The organism is Enterobacter sp. AN-K1 (genome assembly GCF_020971765.1).
In the GTDB taxonomy this organism is placed as follows: Bacteria; Pseudomonadota; Gammaproteobacteria; order Enterobacterales; family Enterobacteriaceae; genus Enterobacter; species Enterobacter hormaechei_C.
This window is the reverse complement of the sequence record NZ_CP087390.1, coordinates 4,270,741-4,290,444: the sequence shown is the minus strand read 5'-3', so window position 1 is coordinate 4,290,444 and position 19,704 is coordinate 4,270,741. Positions and strand designations below refer to the sequence as shown.

Sequence of the window (19,704 nt, the reverse complement as noted above, 5' to 3'; positions counted from 1 at the left end):
CTCTGGAAAAGAGTTAGCCCTGTAGCAAACGAATCAGTAACGAGCCGTTGTACATCGCATCTTTTACCAGCGCGGCGCCGGCCATCGTACCCTGGTTGGAAAATTGCGTACTCTCGACCACGATGTTTTTACTGTACGCGGGAAGCGCCTGCTGATTGATGCAGGCGGAAATCGCCGGAAAGAGGATATCCGCCGCCTGACTGAGCGGGGAGCCGATCAGTATTTTTTGCGGGTTAAACAGGTTCACCATAATGGCCAGAATGCGCCCGACATTATTGCCCACGCCGGTAATAATGTCCTTCGCCAGCAGATCGCCCTGCCTTGCCGCAGCGCACAGTGCCTCGACGCTTAAGGGTTGACCGTGCAGCGTGGAGCTCATCGACTGGCTGAGCCGCACCTGCGCCAGCTCCAGCACGCTTTCGACGCTGGCAATCGTCTCCAGACAGCCATGGTTACCGCAGTAGCAGCGTTTTCCGTACGGATCGACCTGCGTATGGCCGATCTCCACCAGGCTACTGCTGCCAGCATGCAACAGACGCCCGTCGGTGATCACACCTGCGCCAACGTTATGATCAATCACCACCTGAATTACGTCGCGCGCCCCCCGGGAGGCACCAAACAATGCCTCCGCCATCGTCCAGGCGCTGATATCATGCTGAATGTAGACCGGCACACCGGTGTGGTTTTCCAGCACGTCGCCCAGCGGCATCTCTTTGACGTTTTCATAAAACGGCATGCGGTGAACAATGCCATTTTCGGTATCAATAATTCCCGGCAGGGTGATCGCAATCGCCGTTAAACGTTCAAGACGCTGCTGGTGACGAATAAAGAACTGGTCGATGTGGGTCAGAATGGCATCGAGAAGTGGTTGCTCTGCATTAAGCGGGAGTTCCAGCCGGTCTTCCACCACCAGCTTGCTGCTGAGGTCGCGCAGCGCGAGGAAGATTTCCCCGCGGCTAATCCGCAGCGACAGGTAGTGCCAGGCTTCCGTTTCCACCACCAGCCCTACCGCCGGACGGCCACGGCTGCCCGGCTCCTGAATTTCTGTCTCCTGAACCAGATGGGCTTCCAGCATTTCGCGGACAATCTTGGTAATACTGGCGGGTGCCAGTTGTGCCAGACGCGAAAGATCGATACGCGAAACCGGACCAAGCTGATCAATCAGGCGATAAACGGCACCCGCGTTGGTCTGCTTGATCTGATCGATATGCCCTGGCTGACTATCAGCAACCACCTCGTACTCCCTTATTTTCGAGCTTCGAAATAAACTGAGGGCTATGGTGAAGCACTTCAATGGCTGACGTCAAATTTTTACTTAGCCATGTGATTTACTGCACATTTTCGCCCACTTTTCCCTATAAATAACGCCCGCGAGAAGCGGTAATTAATTGTTCTTTGAAACGCTGTGCCGCATGGCTCTGTTCATGATGTTTAGACCACACCAGCCACATCTCTGAGACTGCATCCTGCTCGGCTATCTTCACCCAGCGCATTTCCGCCAGTTGTACCCGTTTAAATGAGGCGGGGAGAATCGACACGCCAAGCCCTGCGGCAACGAGACCAATGATCGTCATGGCTTCCCCCACCTCCTGCGCGATAGTCGGGACAAGGCCATATCGCCGCATCAGACCAAGAATATCGTCATACAACCCGGTACCCACCTGTGGGTCAAAAAAGACAAACGGCTCTTTCGCCAGTTCAGCCAGCGTGACGCTGTGCTGCGCGGCGAGCGGATGATCCCGGGGGATCATCGCCATCAGCGGTTCGCGGAGGATCGCCTGCCACGCCAGGGTATCAGGCAACTGCGTGTTACGCATCAGCCCCAGGTCGAGCGATCCTTCGTTAAGCGGCGATATCTGCTCCCGGGTATTTATTTCGCGCGTCTGAATATGCACATCCGGAAAGTTACGGCGAAACGAGGATAGCGTTTGTGAAACAGCGCTGATAAAGGGGGCCGATGAGGTAAACCCGATGCGCAGCTCTCCCGTCTCCCCAAGATAAAGCCGTTCCGCTCTGGCGGCGGCGTCCTCCACCATACTCAGGATCTGCCGGCTATCGGCGAGAAACTGTTTTCCCGCCGCCGTCAGGCTCACGCTGCGGTTGGTTCGCGCCAGCAGACGCGCCCCGACCTGCTGCTCCAGGATCTGGATCTGCTGGCTTAGCGGTGGCTGAGAGATATTCAGCCTTGCCGCCGCACGACCAAAATGCAGCTCTTCGGCGACGGCGACAAAATAGCGCAGATGGCGCAGCTCGATATTCATATTTTTAAAGTATCATTTGAGATTATTAATATATTAGACAGAATATTTACATTTTCCTACCCTAATCTTGTGGTCATACCCGTCACCAGAAACCACGGGGATGTTTAAGCAAGGATTATGTGTGAGCCGTACAACGACCGTTGATATCGCGCCGGCCAGCGACATTGATGATTTACCCGCAGCACCGCAGCCGGTTCAGTTTATTAAACGTGGTACCCCCCAGTTTATGCGCGTCACGCTGGCGCTCTTCTCAGCGGGTCTCGCCACTTTCGCCCTGCTCTACTGCGTTCAGCCGATCCTGCCGGTCCTGTCGCATGAATTTGGCGTGTCGCCAGCCAGTAGCAGTATTTCGCTCTCCATTTCCACCGGGATGCTGGCGATCGGTCTGCTGTTTACCGGGCCACTTTCGGATGCCATCGGACGTAAGCAGGTCATGGTAACGGCGTTAATGCTGGCCTCCGTGTGTACCTTGCTGTCCACCATGATGACCAGCTGGCACGGCATTCTGGTCATGCGCGCGCTGATTGGGTTATCCCTGAGCGGCGTTGCGGCGGTCGGGATGACCTATCTCAGCGAGGAGATCCACCCGAGCTTCGTGGCCTTCTCCATGGGGCTGTACATTAGCGGGAACTCTATCGGCGGGATGAGCGGACGGCTGCTCAGCGGTGTGTTTACCGATTTCTTTAACTGGCGCATTGCGCTGGCCGTTATCGGCTGCTTCGCCCTCGCTTCGGCGCTGATGTTCTGGAAAATCCTGCCGGAATCGCGCCATTTCCGCCCGACCTCCCTGCGTCCGAAAACGTTATTTATCAACTTTCGTCTGCACTGGCGCGATCAAGGGCTGCCCCGTTTGTTCCTGACCGGTTTCCTGCTGATGGGCTCGTTCGTGACGCTGTTCAACTACATTGGCTATCGTCTGATGCTTTCACCGTGGCATCTTAGCCAGGCATTGGTGGGTTTGCTCTCGGTGGCGTATCTCACCGGGACATGGAGTTCGCCAAAAGCGGGCGCCATGACCGCGCGCTTCGGCCGTGGTCCGGTGATGCTGGTATCCACCGCCGTAATGCTGTTCGGACTGCTGATGACGCTTTTCTCTTCCCTGTGGCTGATTTTTTCCGGAATGTTGCTCTTCTCTGCGGGCTTCTTTGCCGCGCATTCCGTTGCCAGCAGCTGGATTGGCCCGCGCGCGCGCCGCGCTAAAGGTCAGGCTTCCTCACTGTATCTGTTCAGTTACTATCTTGGTTCCAGCATAGCCGGTACGCTCGGCGGGGTGTTCTGGCATAACTACGGCTGGAACGGCGTGGGCGGATTTATCGCGCTGATGTTGTGCGCGGCACTGCTGGTGGGCGCGAGCCTGCATAAACGACTGCATTAACATTCAGCCCTCTTCGTGTTTAAATCGAGCCGATGCTAATTTTTGTCATCGGCTGATTCAGACACGAGGACTTCATGAAAAACAATAACTATCAACAACTCACACGTACCTTCCAGCGCCTCTCCCGCTTCTCGCACCTCTCCTCCATCGCCAGCTGGGATATGTTCACCATGATGCCGCCAGGCGGCAGCGCCGCGCGCGGTGAAGCGCTGGCGGAGATGAGCGTCCTGCAACATCAGATCCTGACCGATAAAAAAGTGGGTGAATGGCTGGCGGCGGCGGCAGACGAAGATCTGAACGACGTTGAGCAGGCCAACCTGCGTGAAATGACGCGCCACTACCAGCAGGCCACTTTACTGCCGGAATCGCTGGTGGAGGCCAAATCGCTGGCAGGCAGCAGGTGTGAACACGCGTGGCGCACTCAGCGTCCGGCCAACGACTGGCAGGGCTTTTCAGCCAACCTGAAAGAGGTGGTGAAACTCAGTCGTGAAGAAGCCCGCCTGCGCGCTGAGGCTAAAGGCTGCACGCCTTACGACGCGCTGCTGGATATCTTTGAACCCGACATGACCAGCGCTCGCCTGGATGTGCTGTTCGGCGATCTGAAGTCCTGGCTGCCGGAGCTGCTGGCAAAGGTTGTGGAAAAACAGGCTCAACGATCGTTCGTTCCGCCACAGGGTCCCTTCCCGACCGCCACGCAGCGCGAGCTGGGCCTGGAAGCGATGAAAATGCTTGGCTTCGATTTTAACGGCGGTCGTCTGGACGTTAGCGCCCACCCGTTCTGCGGCGGCGTGCCGGAAGATGTGCGTATCACCACGCGTTACGATGAAGATGAACTGCTCAGCGCGCTTTTCGGCGTGATCCACGAAACCGGACATGCCCGCTACGAGCAAAACCTTCCGCGAGCGTGGGCCGGCCAGCCCGTTGCGCTGGCGCGCTCTACGGCGATCCATGAATCCCAGAGCTTGTTCTTTGAAATGCAGCTGGGCCGCAGCGACGCTTTCCTGAAGCATCTGCTTCCGGCGGTTCATGCCCGTTTCGGTAGCCAGGCGGCATTCAGCGAAGAGAATTTTATTGCCTGGAACCAGCGCGTGAAGCCGGGCTACATCCGCGTTGATGCGGATGAAGTGAGCTATCCGGCGCATGTGGTGCTGCGCTATGAGATCGAGCGCGCGCTAATCAATGGCGAAATTGAAGTCGATGATATTCCCGCGTTATGGGATGAGAAAATGCAGGCCTGGCTTGGGTTATCCACCAAAGATAACTACCGCAACGGCTGTATGCAGGATATCCACTGGACCGACGGCGGTTTTGGCTACTTCCCGTCTTACACGCTGGGGGCAATGTATGCGGCACAGCTGTTCCATGCCGCCAAAACTGCGCTGCCGGGGTTGCAGGCATCCATCGCCGGGGGCGATTTCTCGGCGCTGTTTGACTGGCTGCGTCAGAATATCTGGCAGCACGGCAGCCGTTTCAGCACGTCGCAGCTCATCACCCAGGCTACAGGTGAAGATCTGAATATCCGCTACTTCCGCGAACACCTGACGTCCCGCTACCTGTAACCGAACGCGCCGGGGGTCCACCCTGGCGTTGTACATATGGTTACACGCCGATACCAATCACTCACGGAAACCCCGAATTTACAGGGATATAGTTATTTCAACGGCCCCGCAGTGGGGTTAAATGAGAAACCAAATTCGAGGGTATGAAAATGAAAAAAGTATTAGCTCTGGTTGTTGCCGCTGCTATGGGTCTGTCTTCCGCTGCATTCGCGGCTGAAACTACCGCCACCGCAGCGCCTGCGGCATCCACCGCTGCTCCGGCCAAAACGGTTCACCATAAAAAACATCACAAAGCGGCTAAACCAGCGGCAGAACAGAAAGCGCAGGCCGCGAAAAAGCACCACAAAAAAGCGGCAAAACCTGCGGTAGAGCAGAAAGCCCAGGCGGCTAAAAAGCATCACAAAAAAGCGGCAAAACACGAAGCGGCTAAACCTGCTGCACAGCCAGCAGCGTAAGAGTACAAGCTTAACCGTGCCCTTCGGGGCACGTTGGTAAACCGGCGCTGAACGGGTTTGCGGTCAGCGCCGTTTTTTTATCCGGAGGGCGTATGCTGCGGCGCTATCGGTTTGAGTTCATTCTTATCCTGCTAATTTTATGCGCGCTCATCGCCAGCCACTTTTATCTTTCCTGAATGTAGCACGCTGATTTTACTCCCACTTTCTCGCCGTCGCGTCTATAGTATTTTCATAGGGTTCACTTTTAATAATCATAATTACCCCCACCAGAGTGTGATATGCGTAAATCTGTTGTGTTGTTACTGGGAACGTTTAGCCTTTTTGCTGGCTTTTCACATGCGGATGATGGCGACGATGACGCCATTAGCGCCAAAGAGGTAAAGACGCTGTTTTTTGGTCATGACGATCGTACGCGTGTCACCGATCCTACCGAATCGCCCTGGGATGCCATCGGGCAACTGGAAACCGCCAGCGGCAATTTATGTACCGCAACCCTCATTACGCCACGCCTTGCGCTTACGGCGGGTCATTGCCTGTTAATGCCGCCTGAAGGCAAACCGGATAAAGCGATCGCCCTGCGCTTTGTGTCGCAAAAAGGAATATGGCGCTACGAAATTCACGGTATTGAGGGGCGTGTGGATCCGTCGCTTGGCAAACGCCTGAAACCGGATGGCGATGGCTGGATTGTGCCGCCCGGGGCGGCCTCCTGGGATTTCGGGCTGATCGTTTTACGTTATCCGCCGTCCGGGATCACCCCGCTGCCGCTCTTTGATGGCGATAAGGTCGCGCTCACCGCCGCCCTGAAAGCCGCCGATCGAAAAGTGACGCAATCAGGTTATCCTGTTGATCACCTCGATTCGCTGTACACCCATACGGACTGCGTGGTGACGGGCTGGGCGCAAAACAGCGTACTGTCGCATCAGTGCGATACGCTACCGGGTGATAGCGGATCGCCCCTGATGTTAAAAACCGATAACGGCTGGCAGCTGATTGGCGTTCAGAGTTCTGCGCCAGCGGCGAAAGACCGCTGGCGCGCCGATAACCGGGCGTTGTCGGTGACCGGTTTTCGCGACCGGCTGGAAGCCCTGGCGCATCAGTAGGTCACTCAGGCCAGTTTTATCATGATCATGCCGGCGAGCAGTAATACCAGCCCTATCCAGCCTTTATTGTTTAAACGCTGCCCGAACATAATCCAGCCTGCCGCCAGGGTGGCGGCAATACCGAAGCCCCCCCACAGCGCATAGGCCACGGACAGATCGATGCCTTTCACCGCCTGCGACAGGGCGCTAAACGCCCCCAGAACCGCGGCAATCGATAACAGGCCGTAGGCTTTGCGACGAAAACCGTCGGAGAACTTCAGAAAGACGTTGGCAATAATTTCCAGAACGATGGCGAAAGCCAGCCAGGCCGCGTGGATCCATTCAAACTGCTGCATGGGTCTGCTCCTTCTGCTGTTTTGCCGGTTTACGTGTACCCGATTTAATCAGCACGATACCTGCGACCAGGGTCGTCAGCCCGGCAATTTTCATTGTCGTCAGGGTTTCATCAAATAACATGACGCTAAACAGCGTAATCAATAAAATACCAATACCTTCCCACAATGCGTATGCCACGCCCAGCGCGATTTTTTTAACCGCAAAAGAGAGGAAAATATAGGAAAGCGTAATCATGACCAGCATCAAAATAAAACCGGTGCTGCCATCACTCACGCTTGCCCATTTCATCGACAAGGTGCCGGTAATTTCAGCGACGATCGCCAGAGCTAATAAAATCCAGTAAAACATGTTTTTTCTCCTGCTTGAGAATATAATCCATCGAGGCTCGCTGCGGACAGCAAACCAAAAATTGGGAATTAAATCAGTTAGCTAAGCGCATAGCGCCAGCTCAGGCAGAAGACGTGACTATAGCGCGGAACGCCAGTGTTGCTCACCAGAAAGCAGGCAGAGGGAGGTTGAAAACAGAGCAGAGTTGTTTGAAAAATACGTCCTGAACAAATTGTCCATAAAATTACAATTATCCGCGGTGTTGCTTCTCGTCTTTGCGGATGAAAATTGTCCTCGGTAGTTGAACACGCCTGATTTGTATCATAAGCCAGGAATTTACTCAAAGCCTTTTCATTTCTTTACCCAGTCTGTTTGATTTTGGTTAGTTTTTTTAATCCGCTTTCCCCTCTATTATAAATAAAAAACTGTTCAGGAACGTCCATGGCCAAACCTATTATCACCCTCAACGGGCTTAAGATCGTCATCATGCTGGGCATGCTGGTGATCATTCTGACCGGCGTTCGTTTTGCGGCCGATATCATCGTGCCTTTTATCCTGGCGCTTTTTATCGCGGTGATCCTCAATCCACTGGTGCAGCGAATGGTACGGCTGCGCATCCCGCGTGTGCTGGCGATAAGCCTGCTTATCAGTATTATTATCGTTGCGATGGTGCTGTTAGTCGCCTATCTGGGAACCTCCCTGAACGAGCTGGCGCGGACGCTACCGACATACCGCTCTTCCCTGGCGACCCCGCTGCTGCAAATTGAACCCTGGCTGCAACGCGCGGGTATCGAAGTCTCGGTTGAGGAACTGCTTAAATACATCGATCCGAATGCCGCCATGACGATTGTCACCAGCCTGCTGGCACAACTCTCCAACGCCATGACCTCGATTTTCCTGCTGTTCCTGACGGTTGTGTTTATGCTGCTGGAAGTTCCACAGCTGCCTGCAAAGCTCCAGCACATCATGGTGCGTCCGGTAGAGGGAATGGGCGCCATTCAGCGCGCGCTCGACAGCGTTTCACGCTATCTGGTGCTGAAAACGGCCATCAGCCTGGTGACGGGATTAGTGGTCTGGGGGATGCTCGCCGCGCTGGATGTGCGTTTTGCCTTTGTCTGGGGGCTGCTGGCCTTTGCGCTCAACTATATTCCTAACATCGGCTCCGTGCTGGCGGCGATCCCCCCTATCCTTCAGGTGCTGGTTTTCAGCGGTTTGTATGATGCCCTGATTCTGCTGGCAGGCTATCTGGTGATTAACCTTGTCTTCGGGAACATTCTCGAACCACGGATAATGGGACGCGGGCTGGGGCTTTCAACCCTTGTTGTGTTCCTGTCCCTGATTTTCTGGGGCTGGCTGCTCGGGCCTGTCGGCATGCTGCTCTCCGTTCCGCTGACAATTATTGTCAAAATTGGCCTGGAGCAGACCGCCGGTGGACAAAGTATCGCTGTACTGCTGAGCGACATGAGCCATAAGGCCGATTAATTGTCCATTGAGAGCATGGGCTTACCCGTTCTTCCCGCTTCGCGGTAGTTGCCCACTGCCCGCTGCCATTCCGACAGCGGGTAGAGGGTGACATCGCTGCACTGGCTGGCGCGTAGTTTAGGCCAGATGCGCCGAAACTCCGCCTGCCACGCCTCAGCGCTCAGCGCGTCCAGATAGTTACGAATGTGAAACCACGCCACGCGCGGCAACGGCCGCTGCTGCCGGAAGGTCTGCCCGGAGAGTAGCCCGTAGCAGACAAAGGTGCCGGTTTCGGGCATCACGCTCAGGATCGTCTCCGCCAGACTGCCGCCCGTGGCGTCGTACACCACCTCCGCTTGCGCGGCGGCAGCGTTGACGGCGGCCGTATCATGTTGCGCAATCGGGACGATCCCCATTTCAGCCAGACGTTGAGCGTGCACGGGCGAGCGATGGATCCCGTAAACCGCCTCTGCACCCGCCTGGCGTGCCCATTGCCCGAGCAGAACGGCGCAGTCAGAACCGGCAGCGGTGAGCAGCACCGTTTTCCCGACCGGAGGATAGCGGTCCAGCATCATCTGTGCGGCAAGCGGGTTGATATACCCCCGCGCGGCAAGAAGCGAGTCGACGTCGTCCGGGACGGGAACCGCATACGCCGCCGGGCAGTCGACATAGCGCTGCCAGGTTCCCTGCCCCCGTAACGGCAGGACCCGCTTGCCCAGCAGCGCCGGATAAGCGGCGGGCGTTTCGGTCACTATTCCGACCCCTTCATAACCGGCTATCGCAGGCAGCGGCGTGCGATGGCGATATGCTCCGGTGATGGGGATGAGATCGGAGGCGTTCACCGGGGAAAAAAGCATGCGCACACGTATCTCTCCCGGCTGTCGCGGCGTCAATGGCGTGGTTTCCGCTTGCAGTACCAATTCAGGCTCACCAAACCGGCGATACCAGAGGGCCAGATTACGCATTGCGATCGCGCCATCCCATTTCCGGTGCGACATGTTTCAGGATGGACTCGATCACATGTGCGTTGTATTCCACGCCCAGCTGATTCGGCACGGTAAGTAACAGCGTATCTGCTTCCGCGATCGCTTCATCCTTTTTCAACTGTTCAATCAGCTTGTCTGGCTCTGCGGCATAGCTGCGTCCGAAAATGGCCCGCGTTTTCTCATCCAGATAGCCCACGCTGTCGCTCTCATTGCGGCTTGAGCCGAAATACATCCGGTCGCGATCGTCCATCAGGGCAAAAATACTGCGGCTGACCGAAACGCGTGGCTGACGGGTATGCCCTGCCTCTGCCCAGGCCTGTCTGTAGGCACGGATCTGTTTTGCCTGCTGAATATGGAACGGCTCGCCGGTTTCATCATCTTTCAGCGTTGAGCTTTGCAGGTTCATCCCCAGTGTTGCCGCCCATACTGCCGTTGCATTAGAGCCAGCCCCCCACCAGATACGATCGCGTAAGCCTTCTGAATGCGGCTCCAGACGCAACAATCCCGGCGGGTTTGGGAACATCGGCTGTGGGTTAGGCTTCGCAAACCCTTCACCGCGTAATACATCAAGCAGTACCTCAGTGTGGCGGCGCGCCATATCAGATTCGTTTTCCCCTTCCTGCGGCACGTAACCAAAATAACGCCAGCCATCAATCACCTGCTCCGGGGAGCCCCGGCTGATACCAAGCTGTAATCGCCCGCCGGAGATGAGATCTGCCGCGCCAGCATCTTCCGCCATATACAGCGGATTTTCATACCGCATGTCGATCACGCCCGTCCCGATTTCGATGCGTTTGGTTTTCGCGCCTATTGCCGCCAGCAAGGGGAATGGCGAACTGAGCTGGCGGGCAAAGTGATGCACACGGAAATAAGCCCCGTCCGCGCCCAGCTCTTCGGCGGCGACCGCCAGATCGATGGACTGTAGCAGCGTGTCAGCCGCGGTTCGCGTGCCGGACTGGGGTGACGGCGTCCAGTGACCAAACGACAAAAATCCGATCTTTTTCATAGTGGAGTATCCTGATAAAGCATTGCGTTATCCCTACTCTACGCATTAACGATTGAGAATAAATGGTGATTATTTAACGGAATGCTTCAAATAAACTGACAGAAACACGCAAATCGCACGCTGCCTTCCCGCAGAGGAGACATTCTCCTGACATCTCATAATGGGATATAGTGTGAACTATTCTCTTTTTAACAGGTAACATCAGCAATGGCTCTGATCCCCAAAAACTACGCACGGCTGGAAAGCGGCTACCGTGAAAAAGCGCTAAAAATCTACCCCTGGGTTTGTGGACGCTGTTCGCGTGAGTTTGTTTATTCAAATCTTCGTGAACTCACGGTTCACCATATCGACCACGATCACACCAATAACCCGGAAGATGGCAGTAACTGGGAGCTGTTGTGCCTGTTTTGCCATGACCACGAACACTCAAAGTACACCGAAGCGGATCAGTATGGCACCACCGTTGTCGCGGGTGAGGATGCGCAAAAAGACGTGGGTGTCGCCACGTTTAACCCCTTTGCCGATCTCAAGGCGATGATGAACAAGAAGAAGTAATATCGACGGCTTCACTGCCCATACCTGCCGTATGGGCACTTATATTCCTTAAATATTTCATTAAATACCCTTTCCGCCAGATTTGCCTCGCCACCATTCTTGACATAACCCTCTCCCTCCTGCACCCGTACGACGTCACTCCTCGTTCCCCCTTGATCTTTGCTATCAATATACAATACTGTATATAAATACAGTATTGATTAACGGTGATCATAATGCAGTTTTTCACCCCACCTGGCGATACCAGAGCGAGCTGACCATGTTTGCACTGTGTGATGTGAACGCTTTCTATGCTTCCTGTGAAACGGTTTTTCGCCCGGACCTGAAGGGACGACCGGTGGTCGTGTTATCCAATAACGATGGGTGCGTCATCTCTCGCTCCGCTGAAGCCAAACCCTTTGTGAAAATGGGTGAACCGTACTTCAAACAGAAAGATCTCTTCAGGCATCATGGCGTGGTTTGTTTCAGCAGTAATTATGAACTTTACGCGGATATGTCCAACCGGGTAATGAACACGCTTGAAGAGATGTCGCCTCGTAGCGAAATATACTCAATTGATGAGATCTTTTGCGATCTTACCGGCGTGCGTAATTGTCGCGATCTTTCCGACTTTGGGCATGAAATGAGAGCGACCGTACTGCAACGCACCCATCTGACCGTCGGAGTGGGCATCGCACCCACAAAGACGCTGGCGAAACTGGCAAATCACGCGGCGAAACGCTGGCAGCGCCAGACGGGAGGCGTTGTTGATTTATCCAATGTGGATCGTCAGAGAAAGCTGATGGCGGCGCTACCCGTCGAAGACGTTTGGGGTGTAGGACGTCGCATAGCGAAGAAGCTTGAGATGATGGGGATTAAGACCGTCCTGCAACTGGCAGACACCGATATCCGGTTCATAAGAAAACATTTCAATGTCGTGCTGGAGAGAACGGTGCGTGAATTACGGGGCGAATCGTGTCTTGAACTGGAAGAGTTTGCCCCGGTAAAGCAAGAAATCGTCTGTTCGCGCTCGTTTGGCGAACGCATCACGGAATATGACGATGTACGCCAGGCCATCTGTAGTTATGCCGCCCGGGCAGCAGAAAAACTTCGCAATGAGCATCAGCATTGCCGCTTTATCTCCGTATTTGTTAAAACCTCGCCCTTCGCGCTTAACGAGCCATATTATGGCAATAGCGCGTCGGTAAAACTGCTCACCCCAACCCAGGATAGTCGGGATATTATCGGCGCATCAGTTCGTTGTCTGGATGCGGTCTGGAAGAACGGCCATCGGTACCAGAAAGCCGGAGTGATGCTGGGAGATTTTTATAGCCAGGGCGTCGCGCAACTTAATCTGTTTGACGACAACGCACCCAGGAAAAACAGCCAAAAGTTAATGGATGTATTAGACCATCTGAATGCTGAAAATGGCCGTGGCACGCTTTACTTCGCGGGACAGGGTATTCAGCAGCCGTGGCAGATGAAACGGGAAATGCTTTCACCCCGCTACACCACCCGCTTTGCGGATCTCCTCACTGTTAAGTGATATTAACAATTGCTGCTAAGTTGTAATTTTCCCCTTGCCGGACCGGACAAATCGGTTATCGTGCCAGGCAACTTTCGCAGCAATAAAAGACAGTGGGATGCGCTATGGCGATTTTTGATGGTCACAATGACCTGTTGCTTAATTTATGGCTTCACCATCGCCAGGATCCGGTAACGGCCTTCTTCTCCGGCATTGAGAAGGGACACCTCGATTATCCGCGTATGCAGCAAGGCGGATTTTCCGGCGGGCTGTTCGCGCTGTTCGTGCCGCCGCAGGAGTATATCGCCCGCATGGCGCCACAATACGCCAGCGAGCCGTGGCAGCCGGTCGACATTCTCTGGCAGCAGTTGACGATCCTTAAGCAGCTTGTCGCACACTCCGATGGCCGGGCACGATTGTGCCTGAGCGCGGCGGATATCGAACGCTGCCGTCAGGATAAAGTGCTGGCGATGGTGGCGCATATTGAGGGCGCGGGCGGTTTTGACGGCGAGGGAGACGATCTACAGGCTTTCTATGCCGCCGGGGTGCGCAGCATTGGGCCTTTCTGGAACATTGCTAACCGTTTCGGCACCGGCGTTAACGGGGCGTTTCCCGGCAGCCCGGACAGCGGCCCAGGGCTTACCGCTGAGGGTATCGCCCTCATTAAGCACGCTAACGCCCTGAACATGCTGATTGACGTTTCGCATATGAATGAAAAAGCGTTCTGGGATACCGCTCGTCATTCCTCTTCACCGCTGGTCGCCACCCATTCCAACGCCCATACGCTATGCCCGCAACCGCGCAATCTGACCGATCGGCAGCTGCTGGCTATCCGCGACAGCGGCGGCGTGGCAGGCGTCAATTTCGGCAACGCGTTTCTGCGCGCCGACGGTAAACGCGATAGCGATACCCCGCTGAGTACGATTGTTCGCCATATCGACTATCTTATTAACATCATGGGTGACGATCATGTCGCGCTGGGCTCCGATTTTGACGGCATTACGTTGCCTGATGACTTACACGATGTGAGTGGTTTACCGCGGCTAATCAGCGCATTGCGTGACAGCGGCTATGATCAATTTGTGCTGAATAAGCTGCTGTGGGGCAACTGGCAAAAGGTATTGCAAAATGTTTGGCAACAATAGGTTACGTTGTAAACATTAAGTTAATTCCTTACATCTTTCGGGTTGAGCTTTGCCCTCCTGTGACGCATTATTTGATGACCATCACAAAACTGGCACAAACAATGGCGTTGGTGCTGCATTTTTAAAGAGGAAAAAACGATGTGGAAGAAACCTGCTTTTATTGATTTACGTCTTGGCCTGGAAGTGACCCTGTACATTTCCAACCGCTAATCGCTCTGCCCGCCATCCGTGCGGGCATTTTTGTTTGACTACCTGGCCCATCTTCATGTTTATAAAAGTCCTCGGTTCCGCCGCTGGCGGTGGTTTCCCCCAGTGGAACTGTAACTGCGCCAACTGTCAGGGTTTGCGCGACGGTACCCTTCAGGCGACCCCTCGCACCCAGTCGTCGATCATCGTCAGCGATAACGGCAAAGAGTGGGTGCTGTGTAACGCCTCCCCCGATATCAGCCAGCAGATTGCCCATACGCCAGAACTGAATAAGAAAGAGGTTCTGCGCGGCACGCATATTGGCGGCATTATTCTCACCGATAGCCAGATTGACCACACCACCGGGCTGCTCAGCCTGCGCGAAGGGTGCCCGCATCAGGTATGGTGTACGCCGGAGGTGCATGAAGATCTTTCCAGCGGATTCCCGATTTTTACCATGCTCCGGCACTGGAACGGCGGCCTGATTCATCACCCGATCGCGCCGCTTACCGCCTTTAGCGTGGAAGCCTGCCCTGATTTGCAGTTTACCGCTGTCCCCATCGCCAGTAACGCACCGCCCTATTCGCCGTGGCGCGACCGCCCGCTGCCGGGGCATAACGTGGCGCTGTTTATCGAAAACCGCCGCAACGGTCAGACGCTGTTCTACGCACCGGGTCTCGGTGAACCCGATGACACCATCCTGCCGTGGCTTAAAAAAGCGGACTGTCTGCTGATTGACGGTACCGTCTGGCAGGACGATGAACTCCAGGCCACCGGCGTCGGGCGCAATACCGGCCGCGACATGGGCCATCTGGCGCTCGGCGATGAACACGGCATGATGGCGCTGCTGGCCTCGCTGCCGGCAAAGCGCAAGATTCTGATCCACATTAATAACACCAACCCGATCCTTAACGAGCAGTCGCCGCAGCGTCACGCCCTTGCGCAGCAGGGAATAGAAGTGAGCTGGGACGGGATGAACATCACGCTTCAGGACTAACTATGCACATTCGCGAAACGCTCTCACCGCAAGAGTTTGAGCACGCCCTCCGGGCGAAAGGCGCCTACTATCATATTCACCATCCGTACCATATCGCGATGCATAACGGCGAGGCCAGCCGCGAGCAGATCCAGGGCTGGGTGGCGAACAGGTTTTACTACCAGACGACGATCCCGCTGAAAGACGCGGCAATTATGGCGAACTGCCCGGATCCGCACACGCGTCGCAAATGGGTGCAGCGGATCCTCGATCACGACGGTAGTAACGGTCATGACGGCGGTATCGAAGCCTGGCTACAGCTGGGCGAAGCCGTGGGGCTCAGCCGCGAGGACTTAATCAGCGAACGCCACGTGCTGCCCGGCGTCCGTTTCGCCGTCGACGCTTACGTTAACTTCGCCCGCCGCGCCAACTGGCAGGAGGCGGCATGCAGCTCGCTCACCGAACTGTTCGCCCCGCAAATCCATCAGTCGCGTCTCGACAGCTGGCCACAGCACTACCCGTGGATCAAAGAGGAAGGCTATTTTTATTTCCGCAGCCGCCTCAGCCAGGCCAGCCGCGACGTTGAACACGGCCTGGAGCTGGCGAAGCGTTACTGCGATAGCGCGGAAAAGCAGAATCGGATGCTGGAGATCCTTCAGTTCAAACTCGATATCCTGTGGTCGATGCTCGACGCGATGACCATGGCCTACGCGCTACAGCGTCCGCCTTATCACACGGTCACCGACAAAGCGGCCTGGCACACAACCCGACTGGTATAAGCATGCAAAAAAACTCCATCGTCGCCTTTCGTCGCGGCTATCGCCTGCAATGGGAAGCCGCTCAGGACAGCCATGTCATCCTCTATCCGGAAGGCATGGCTAAACTCAATGAGACCGCGGCCGCGATCCTCGAACTGGTCGATGGCCAACGCGACGCGGCGGCCATCATTGCCATACTCAACGAACGGTTCCCGGAAGCCGGCGGCGTGGATGACGACGTCGTAGAATTCCTGCAAATCGCTTATCAACAGAAGTGGATTATTTTCCGTGAGCCAGAATAAACCCGCCGTCAATCCACCGCTGTGGCTGCTGGCGGAGCTGACCTATCGCTGTCCGCTACAGTGTCCTTATTGCTCTAACCCGCTGGACTTCGCCCGGCAGGATCAGGAGCTGACCACCGAACAGTGGATTGAGGTTTTCCGCCAGGCGCGGGCGATGGGCAGCGTGCAGATAGGTTTTTCCGGCGGCGAACCGTTGACGCGTAAAGATCTGCCGGAGCTGATCCGCGCCGCTCGCGATCTCGGTTTTTATACCAACCTGATCACCTCGGGAATTGGCCTGACGGAAAGCAAGCTCGACGCGTTCAGCGAGGCCGGTCTGGACCATATCCAGATTAGCTTTCAGGCCAGCGATGAAGTGCTCAACGCTGCGCTGGCGGGGAACAAAAAAGCCTTCCAGCAGAAGCTGGCGATGGCCAGAGCGGTCAAAGCCCGCGATTACCCGATGGTGCTGAATTTCGTCCTGCACCGGCACAATATCGATCAGATCGATAAAATCATCGAGCTGTGCATCGAACTGGACGCCGACGACGTCGAACTTGCCACCTGCCAGTTCTACGGTTGGGCGTTCCTTAACCGTCAGGGGCTTCTGCCGACGCGGGAACAGATCGCCCGCGCGGAACGCGTGGTTGCCGAATATCGGCAAAAAATGGCCGCCAGCGGCAATCTGACCAACCTGCTGTTCGTCACCCCCGATTATTACGAAGAGCGGCCAAAAGGTTGTATGGGCGGCTGGGGGTCGATTTTCCTCAGCGTGACCCCGGAAGGCACGGCGCTGCCCTGCCACAGCGCGCGCCAGCTGCCGGTGGATTTCCCGTCGGTGCTTGAGCAGAGTCTGGAATCCATCTGGTATGACTCTTTCGGCTTCAACCGCTATCGCGGGTTTGACTGGATGCCGGAGCCGTGCCGCTCCTGCGATGAAAAGGAGAAGGACTTCGGCGGCTGCCGCTGCCAGGCCTTTATGCTCACCGGGAATGCGGATAACGCCGATCCGGTGTGCAGCAAATCGCCGCATCATCATAAAATCCTCGAGGCGCGACGCGAAGCAGCCTGTAGTGATATGAAGATCGGTCAGCTTCAGTTCCGCAACCGTACCCGTTCTCAGCTTATCTACAAAACCCGGGAACTGTAACGATAATGACCACCCGCATCGTGGAACTGGCAGGCGGTTTACGCGCAACGCTGGTGCATCAGCCGCAGGCGACACGCGCGGCGGCGCTGGCGCGCGTGAGTGCCGGAAGCCATCACGAACCACCGCGCTTCGCCGGTCTTGCGCATTTGCTTGAGCACCTGCTGTTCCGCGGTAGCCAGCGCTATCAGGGCGATGATCGACTCATGGCCTGGGTCCAGCGCCAGGGCGGCAGCGTCAATGCCACCACGCTGGCTCGCCACAGCGCTTTTTTCTTCGACGTTGCCGCCGATAACCTGTCCGACGGCGTCGCGCGGCTGCGGGATATGTTGCTGGCGCCGCTGCTTTCACCGCATGACATACAGCGCGAAGTGGCGGTCATTGATGCGGAAAACCGGCTCATCCAGCAACATGATTCCGCCCGGCGCGAAGCGGCGGCGCGCCACGCGATGGAAGAACCCGCGGTTTTTCGCCGTTTTCAGGTGGGTAGCAAGGAGTCTCTCGGGCAGGACCCGGGATCGCTGCAAGCCGCGTTGCGCGACTTTCATCGTCGCTATTATGTGGCCGGACACCTGCAATTGTGGCTGCAAGGGCCGCAAACGCTGGATGCGCTGGCCGAGCTTGCCCATACGTTTGCGTCAGATTTTGCGTCAGGAGGCATGCCTGAAACCGCTCCCCCGTTGCGTCTTAGCGCTGAAGCAGATTATCAGCTGGCGGTGACGGAGCGACCCGCACTGTGGCGTTGTCCGTTAATCCGAAAAAGTGACAACGTCACTTTATTTCGGGAGTTTTTACTGGACGACGCCCCCGGAAGCCTGATTGCCGGGCTACGGGCGCGTGGACTGGCAGAAGAGGTAGCCCTGAACTGGCTTTATCAGGATGACGATTACGGCTGGCTGGCGCTAACGGTTGATAGCGAACGGCCCGAGGACATTGACCCGCATATTACCCACTGGCTACGGGCGCTACAGCAAACGACGGATGAGCAGCAGCGGCATTATTATCGGCTGGCACAGCAGCGTTTCAGCGCCCTGCCGACGCTGGAGCAGCTGCGCCAGCGGGCATTTGGTTTTGCGCCCGGCGCGGCGCCCGTAGGTTTTTCCGCCTTCTGTGCTGACTTACTGGCGGCGCCAGTCTCGTATCTGGCCTGCAAAAAAATGGAAACCGCTGAAATTATTGCCAGCCAGGGTTTTGCCCTGCCGCTTAGCCATTGGCGTCGCCAGCCGGTTGCAGATGATAGCCCCATCGCGTTTTCCTTCTACCCGCAGACTGCCAGGTATGCTGCGCCAGCCCCGACGTCAGAAGCCGCTCCACTGCTGCATTTGTCGGCGCAGACACAACCGCCGACGCTGATCCTGCGCAGGCCTTTTTATTCGCGCGTGGACAGGTCACAGGGGGTGGCGATGGGCAAACAGTTACGCCCTCTTCTTGCTGAACTGCGCCATATCGACGGCAGCGGCGAGTGGCAAACGGTTGACGGTAGCTGGCAGCTCACGCTGCGGCTTCCTGACGCCGTGGTGACGGCGGAACCCATCATCGGGGCGATAATCGATCGCCTCTCCCACCCCGCTCCGGCGATTACGTCAGTGCCAGAAGGCATTGCCATCCGTGAGCTGCTTCAGCAATTGCCTGAACGTCTGGCATCGGATCCGCCGCGGGACGGCTGGCTGGCGGCGTTAGTTGGCGGCAGCGCCGGGCACGCGCACGGGTTAGCCCGGCAGCTTGGCCTGCTCCGGGTGCCGGTTAACGCTAAGCCGTTGCCGTTAAGCGGTTGTCCCGGCGGGATCGAACACATCCCGCACGCCAGCGCGGATTCGGCGCTGCTGGTGTTTATTCCCCTGCCGCCGGGCGCGTCGCTCGCCGCGCTGCGGCTGCTGGCGTTATGCTGCGAACCGCAATTTTTCCAGCGCCTGCGCGTGGAACAGCAGATTGGCTACGTGGTCAGCTGTCGTTATCAGCGTATTGCCGATCGCGATGGCCTGCTGCTGGCGTTACAGTCGCCTGACCGTTCTCCCGTGAACCTGTTGGGTTGCTGCAAACGATTTTTGCGTGAGCTGACGCCGTGCGATGAGGCAGCGTTCAGCGTGTTGCGACAGCAGCTGGCGACGCAGATCCGCTCACCGATGGATGCCAGCGCCACGGCAGTGGCCGCCCTGCGCCAGCGCTATGGTTTGCCGGTGTTAACACCGCAGGCTATTGATGCCCTGCAACCTGACGAGATAATCGCGCTATGGCGCGAGATGACTCGCCGACGCTGGCGGGTGCTTTTCACGGGCTGACCGGAAC

General features: G+C 56.4%; 21 protein-coding genes. 15 read left to right on the top strand and 6 right to left on the bottom strand.

All coding sequences use genetic code 11. From position 1 onward, the window contains the following. Positions 1–13: 13 nt before the first annotated feature. Positions 14–1,234, bottom strand: coding sequence for a sugar metabolism global transcriptional regulator Mlc (gene mlc / locus LOC22_RS20410; RefSeq protein ID WP_003857451.1), 1,221 nt, complete (start codon positions 1,232–1,234; stop codon positions 14–16). A gap of 121 nt (positions 1,235–1,355) precedes the next feature. Further along, positions 1,356–2,261 (bottom strand): LysR family transcriptional regulator, encoded by a 906-nt coding sequence (locus LOC22_RS20405; RefSeq protein ID WP_165729922.1) that lies wholly within the window; start codon positions 2,259–2,261, stop codon positions 1,356–1,358. A 121-nt stretch (positions 2,262–2,382) separates the two neighbouring features. Between LOC22_RS20405 and LOC22_RS20400 the strand changes: the two genes are divergently transcribed. From LOC22_RS20400 to LOC22_RS20385, 5 genes are all read left to right on the top strand, one after another. Next, complete coding sequence (locus LOC22_RS20400) at positions 2,383–3,636, top strand: MFS transporter (protein WP_230239162.1); 1,254 nt, start codon at positions 2,383–2,385, stop codon at positions 3,634–3,636. 74 nt (positions 3,637–3,710) lie between these two features. Further along, the gene (locus tag LOC22_RS20395; protein ID WP_015570631.1) at positions 3,711–5,195 is read left to right on the top strand and encodes a carboxypeptidase M32; all 1,485 of its coding nucleotides are present in this window, start codon (positions 3,711–3,713) and stop codon (positions 5,193–5,195) included. Between the two features lie 149 nt (positions 5,196–5,344). Continuing rightward, the gene (gene asr, locus LOC22_RS20390; RefSeq protein ID WP_003857459.1) at positions 5,345–5,650 is read left to right on the top strand and encodes an acid resistance repetitive basic protein Asr; all 306 of its coding nucleotides are present in this window, start codon (positions 5,345–5,347) and stop codon (positions 5,648–5,650) included. Between the two features lie 92 nt (positions 5,651–5,742). Further along, entirely contained in the window at positions 5,743–5,826 is an 84-nt protein-coding gene (locus tag LOC22_RS22335; protein WP_057979992.1) for a hypothetical protein, read from the top strand. 102 nt (positions 5,827–5,928) lie between these two features. Further along, positions 5,929–6,750 carry a trypsin-like serine peptidase gene (locus LOC22_RS20385; RefSeq protein ID WP_230239161.1) on the top strand — a complete coding sequence of 274 codons (822 nt, stop codon included), beginning with the start codon at positions 5,929–5,931 and terminating at the stop codon, positions 6,748–6,750. 5 nt (positions 6,751–6,755) lie between these two features. Here LOC22_RS20385 and mdtI read toward each other — a convergent pair whose 3' ends face one another. Together mdtI and mdtJ are read right to left on the bottom strand one after the other, a co-directional pair. Then, positions 6,756–7,085 carry a multidrug/spermidine efflux SMR transporter subunit MdtI gene (mdtI, locus tag LOC22_RS20380; RefSeq protein WP_003857463.1) on the bottom strand — a complete coding sequence of 110 codons (330 nt, stop codon included), beginning with the start codon at positions 7,083–7,085 and terminating at the stop codon, positions 6,756–6,758. Next, a complete protein-coding gene (mdtJ, locus tag LOC22_RS20375; protein WP_015570633.1) occupies positions 7,072–7,434 on the bottom strand; it encodes a multidrug/spermidine efflux SMR transporter subunit MdtJ in 363 nt (120 codons plus the stop codon). The genes mdtI and mdtJ overlap by 14 nt, the downstream gene beginning before the upstream one ends. 420 nt (positions 7,435–7,854) lie before the next feature. On the opposite strand from mdtJ, the gene LOC22_RS20370 reads away from it, so the two are divergent. After that, entirely contained in the window at positions 7,855–8,895 is a 1,041-nt protein-coding gene (locus LOC22_RS20370) for an AI-2E family transporter (protein ID WP_003857467.1), read from the top strand. Here the strand turns inward: LOC22_RS20370 and LOC22_RS20365 are convergent. Continuing rightward, entirely contained in the window at positions 8,892–9,839 is a 948-nt protein-coding gene (locus tag LOC22_RS20365) for a zinc-dependent alcohol dehydrogenase family protein (RefSeq protein ID WP_230239160.1), read from the bottom strand. The genes LOC22_RS20370 and LOC22_RS20365 overlap by 4 nt on opposite strands. Next, a complete protein-coding gene (locus tag LOC22_RS20360; RefSeq protein WP_017384559.1) occupies positions 9,832–10,866 on the bottom strand; it encodes an LLM class flavin-dependent oxidoreductase in 1,035 nt (344 codons plus the stop codon). Before LOC22_RS20360 ends, LOC22_RS20365 begins: the two co-directional genes overlap by 8 nt. 207 nt (positions 10,867–11,073) lie before the next feature. On the opposite strand from LOC22_RS20360, the gene yajD reads away from it, so the two are divergent. From yajD to pqqF, 9 genes are all read left to right on the top strand, one after another. Continuing rightward, positions 11,074–11,421, top strand: coding sequence for an HNH nuclease YajD (gene yajD / locus LOC22_RS20355; RefSeq protein ID WP_006808895.1), 348 nt, complete (start codon positions 11,074–11,076; stop codon positions 11,419–11,421). A gap of 259 nt (positions 11,422–11,680) precedes the next feature. After that, on the top strand, positions 11,681–12,946 hold the full coding sequence (locus LOC22_RS20350) for a Y-family DNA polymerase (RefSeq protein ID WP_032609083.1): 1,266 nt from the start codon (positions 11,681–11,683) through the stop codon (positions 12,944–12,946). A 104-nt stretch (positions 12,947–13,050) separates the two neighbouring features. Beyond that, on the top strand, positions 13,051–14,070 hold the full coding sequence (locus LOC22_RS20345; protein ID WP_032653397.1) for a dipeptidase: 1,020 nt from the start codon (positions 13,051–13,053) through the stop codon (positions 14,068–14,070). A 138-nt stretch (positions 14,071–14,208) separates the two neighbouring features. After that, on the top strand, positions 14,209–14,280 hold the full coding sequence (pqqA, locus tag LOC22_RS20340) for a pyrroloquinoline quinone precursor peptide PqqA (protein ID WP_002905689.1): 72 nt from the start codon (positions 14,209–14,211) through the stop codon (positions 14,278–14,280). 55 nt (positions 14,281–14,335) lie between these two features. Continuing rightward, positions 14,336–15,253: a pyrroloquinoline quinone biosynthesis protein PqqB gene (gene pqqB / locus LOC22_RS20335; protein ID WP_017384563.1), complete on the top strand. Its 918-nt coding sequence runs from the start codon at positions 14,336–14,338 to the stop codon at positions 15,251–15,253. A gap of 2 nt (positions 15,254–15,255) precedes the next feature. Next, a complete protein-coding gene (gene pqqC, locus LOC22_RS20330; RefSeq protein WP_003857506.1) occupies positions 15,256–16,011 on the top strand; it encodes a pyrroloquinoline-quinone synthase PqqC in 756 nt (251 codons plus the stop codon). Between the two features lie 2 nt (positions 16,012–16,013). Next, a complete protein-coding gene (gene pqqD / locus LOC22_RS20325) occupies positions 16,014–16,292 on the top strand; it encodes a pyrroloquinoline quinone biosynthesis peptide chaperone PqqD (protein WP_003857508.1) in 279 nt (92 codons plus the stop codon). Continuing rightward, positions 16,279–17,421, top strand: coding sequence for a pyrroloquinoline quinone biosynthesis protein PqqE (gene pqqE / locus LOC22_RS20320; RefSeq protein ID WP_023296519.1), 1,143 nt, complete (start codon positions 16,279–16,281; stop codon positions 17,419–17,421). The genes pqqD and pqqE overlap by 14 nt, the downstream gene beginning before the upstream one ends. 5 nt (positions 17,422–17,426) lie before the next feature. Beyond that, positions 17,427–19,697, top strand: a complete 2,271-nt coding sequence (gene pqqF / locus LOC22_RS20315) for a pyrroloquinoline quinone biosynthesis protein PqqF (RefSeq protein ID WP_230239159.1) — start codon at positions 17,427–17,429, stop codon at positions 19,695–19,697. Positions 19,698–19,704: the final 7 nt, after the last annotated feature.

Bases quoted from the DNA above. Each gene is read 5' to 3' on its own strand.
- LOC22_RS20395 (WP_015570631.1), top strand. From the start codon at position 3,711: ATGAAAAACAATAACTATCAACAACTCACACGTACCTTCCAGCGCCTC.
- LOC22_RS20345 (WP_032653397.1), top strand. From the start codon at position 13,051: ATGGCGATTTTTGATGGTCACAATGACCTGTTGCTTAATTTATGGCTT.
- LOC22_RS20370 (WP_003857467.1), top strand. From the start codon at position 7,855: ATGGCCAAACCTATTATCACCCTCAACGGGCTTAAGATCGTCATCATG.
- LOC22_RS20360 (WP_017384559.1), bottom strand. From the start codon at position 10,866: ATGAAAAAGATCGGATTTTTGTCGTTTGGTCACTGGACGCCGTCACCC.
- yajD (WP_006808895.1), top strand. From the start codon at position 11,074: ATGGCTCTGATCCCCAAAAACTACGCACGGCTGGAAAGCGGCTACCGT.
- mdtI (WP_003857463.1), bottom strand. From the start codon at position 7,085: ATGCAGCAGTTTGAATGGATCCACGCGGCCTGGCTGGCTTTCGCCATC.
- pqqB (WP_017384563.1), top strand. From the start codon at position 14,336: ATGTTTATAAAAGTCCTCGGTTCCGCCGCTGGCGGTGGTTTCCCCCAG.
- pqqD (WP_003857508.1), top strand. From the start codon at position 16,014: ATGCAAAAAAACTCCATCGTCGCCTTTCGTCGCGGCTATCGCCTGCAA.
- LOC22_RS22335 (WP_057979992.1), top strand. From the start codon at position 5,743: ATGCTGCGGCGCTATCGGTTTGAGTTCATTCTTATCCTGCTAATTTTA.
- LOC22_RS20365 (WP_230239160.1), bottom strand. From the start codon at position 9,839: ATGCGTAATCTGGCCCTCTGGTATCGCCGGTTTGGTGAGCCTGAATTG.
- asr (WP_003857459.1), top strand. From the start codon at position 5,345: ATGAAAAAAGTATTAGCTCTGGTTGTTGCCGCTGCTATGGGTCTGTCT.
- LOC22_RS20350 (WP_032609083.1), top strand. From the start codon at position 11,681: ATGTTTGCACTGTGTGATGTGAACGCTTTCTATGCTTCCTGTGAAACG.
- pqqF (WP_230239159.1), top strand. From the start codon at position 17,427: ATGACCACCCGCATCGTGGAACTGGCAGGCGGTTTACGCGCAACGCTG.
- LOC22_RS20405 (WP_165729922.1), bottom strand. From the start codon at position 2,261: ATGAATATCGAGCTGCGCCATCTGCGCTATTTTGTCGCCGTCGCCGAA.
- mdtJ (WP_015570633.1), bottom strand. From the start codon at position 7,434: ATGTTTTACTGGATTTTATTAGCTCTGGCGATCGTCGCTGAAATTACC.
- pqqC (WP_003857506.1), top strand. From the start codon at position 15,256: ATGCACATTCGCGAAACGCTCTCACCGCAAGAGTTTGAGCACGCCCTC.
- LOC22_RS20385 (WP_230239161.1), top strand. From the start codon at position 5,929: ATGCGTAAATCTGTTGTGTTGTTACTGGGAACGTTTAGCCTTTTTGCT.